The sequence below is a fragment of the Oceanobacillus polygoni genome (assembly GCF_008304605.1).
Taxonomy (GTDB): domain Bacteria; phylum Bacillota; class Bacilli; order Bacillales; family Amphibacillaceae; genus Oceanobacillus; species Oceanobacillus polygoni.
Map to the genome: position 1 here is coordinate 1 of NZ_PIJY01000044.1, position 2,545 is coordinate 2,545.

The following is a 2,545-nucleotide window of genomic DNA, read 5'->3' on the forward strand; positions in this document are numbered from 1 at the left end:
GATTAAGTCCAGTCGATTACCGAACTCAATCCACCCAATCAGCTGCATAATAAAAACTCTAACTTATAGGGGTAAGCACCCTATTTACTTATGCCTGCGGTCGCTTTTTAACTGTTTTTGGTTTGTCAGGATTAATGAAAGCAGAAACAATCGAACAGGTAATTGAAGGAAGTTATGTTTGAGGATGAGATTCAAGAGATTGATTCGAAAAATAGTTTTGTTACCGAATTATATATAAAAAAATGGGTATAGAAGATGGAGAGCTATCATGTTTCGCTAATGCTACATATGAAAGTTCCAAACTCAGCGTTGAATAAGCGAGGAAGCGTATAAATATTTAACAGATTATATTAACAATTTAACAAAAGCTAAATTTATTGTTTTTGATAACCATCCGAAAGAATATGAAATTATTTCCCTTGTGATTGAAGAAGAAGTGTTCAAAAGAAACATGGTGGTGTTAATGCGTATGAACCGATCGAATAATGAACCGTATTTACAAAAAAATAAAAAAGTGTTTGTTGTCACGATAATTCTTTTGCTTATTTTGCTAGCAACAAATATATATATTTACAGTCAATATAACAAAGTAAGCGAAAATAATAGATTAATAAAGTTTCACTTGACGGATGTCATATTGTCTCATTTACCTAACGAAAAGGACAATATCGAAGGACTGATTACTATTATTGCATCAGATAAACCTCCAACCGAAAAAACGGTAAACGCGCAAAAGTATTCTAATTTGGTAGTGATTGAAGAGTCGGTCGATATTCTTTTGCACACATTGGATAAAGAACCTGAAGAATGGGAAGTCCTGTTGTCTTTGAAAAATACTTTAGCAAGTTTACGGAGTTTCTTAAATCAAATAGATGGTTATTATGGGTTTATGGAACAACAACCATTTGAATTGAAAAATTGCGGAGATGCGCGTATAGAAGACGAAGAAGATATCCTCAACGAATTAAATAAGTTTCTAGAAATACTTGACTATCCGAATGCATCAAAGCTGAGCTGGGAAAGTTTTGTTGCTTATTGGCCACTGGATAACCCTTACAGCTGCATCTATTGATAAGATTTCACCTCTTTTGAGAATTAATCCTATATAAATGTACATCTAAATCAAAAAATGTAGGTGTTAGAGGGTTCCGTTTTGAGGTGCATATTAATTAAATGACAGACAAAATGACGTATGAATTTGCTACGTCATTTTTGCTGCCACGCTTAATGGTTAAATTGGGTATGTTGGCATCCAAATATCTCATTTCTTTTTTATTAGACAATAGGTATTGTACATAGAAAAACCGATTTCAATTGATATGTCAATTCGGCCATCAATTGCACTGTCAATTTAGAGCAAGTATCGTTATCTATTTTACACAAAAAGGACCTCTATTAAGAGGTCTAGGTCAATTTCTTATTAAACTAAAGCGCCAGTTAGAGGAAGATCAGAGCTTATTCTTTTACACAAGAAACTGGTGACCAAAAACTATCTTTCTTTACAACGACTTTTCCTTCTTTATCAAAATTTTGAAAGCACTTATCTATAATAATTTCATTTGCTTGATGATTCTTTCCAATTTGGAAAATCGCTACACTTCCCACTGCTAGTATAATGACACTTATGATTATTGCAGCAGACATATTAAGTTTGTTTTTGTTCAATTAAAATCACTCATTTCATTTTAATTTTTTTCTTATTAAACTAACTAATTAGTTAGTCACTATACCTCCATCATGATCAAACCATGGCTCTATACTTGTACAACATTGTTGCACCAGTTAATTCAATAGTTTTTGAACTTCTTATATTGATTACCTTGCTATCTCTACCCTTTTTTATTCTTGGGTGAAAACAATTTATCTCCTAAAGCCCAAATAATTGCAAAAGTAACAGATAAGCCAAACATACTAAAAATCGTAATATTTTCATTCTGATTTAATAACCTATGAAATATGACTTGAAGAACCGAAGGATATAATAAATAAAGACAAGTAACCCTTTAGTATAATACTTCCTCCTTTATTATTTAAAATTTATTCGAATTTCTATATTATACTAGACTGCTTCATTACTTTAGGTAATTTTCATAATATTATTTTACCATATATTATTAATCTTAAAAAAAGCTTAATGGTATCCTTGTCATTATACTAATAAATGCCGTTTGAGTTGAGTTTTTTGAAAATATACCACAAAACGGAATGCTTTCCCATTATATGATAAGCTCTTTTTAGTAAGATATAAAACCTAGCCATTGGCAGCTTCCGATTAGAGGTGATTATTTTGAAGATAAAAAAAGCCAGTGAAGAAGATATAAAATCTGTTGCAAGAGTTTATGTAGATAGTTGGATGACTACTTATTACGGGTTAGTACCAGACGATTATTTGAACAGGTTAACGTATGGAGAGGCAGAAAAAAAGTGGGCTCACTTTTTAAATAGTGAAAAAGAATCCTTTATTGTAACCGTCAAGTAGAAAGTTACAGTTTTCGATAATTAATTTGAAACACTTTCTTCTCCAAAAATAGATAATCTATGTTTC

The 2,545-nt window shown here is 31.3% G+C and carries 3 protein-coding genes; 2 read left to right on the top strand and 1 reads right to left on the bottom strand.

What is annotated here, in order from left to right:
* Nucleotides 1–469: 469 nt before the first annotated feature.
* Nucleotides 470–1,072, top strand: coding sequence for a hypothetical protein (locus tag F1560_RS18905; RefSeq protein ID WP_149476190.1), 603 nt, complete (start codon nt 470–472; stop codon nt 1,070–1,072).
* Between the two features lie 383 nt (nt 1,073–1,455).
* Here the strand turns inward: F1560_RS18905 and F1560_RS18910 are convergent, their stop codons facing one another.
* The gene (locus F1560_RS18910; RefSeq protein WP_149476191.1) at nt 1,456–1,665 is read right to left on the bottom strand and encodes a hypothetical protein; all 210 of its coding nucleotides are present in this window, start codon (nt 1,663–1,665) and stop codon (nt 1,456–1,458) included.
* A 622-nt stretch (nt 1,666–2,287) separates the two neighbouring features.
* Here F1560_RS18910 and F1560_RS18915 point away from each other — a divergent pair.
* Nucleotides 2,288–2,479, top strand: coding sequence for a hypothetical protein (locus F1560_RS18915; RefSeq protein WP_149476192.1), 192 nt, complete (start codon nt 2,288–2,290; stop codon nt 2,477–2,479).
* Nucleotides 2,480–2,545 lie beyond the last annotated feature (66 nt).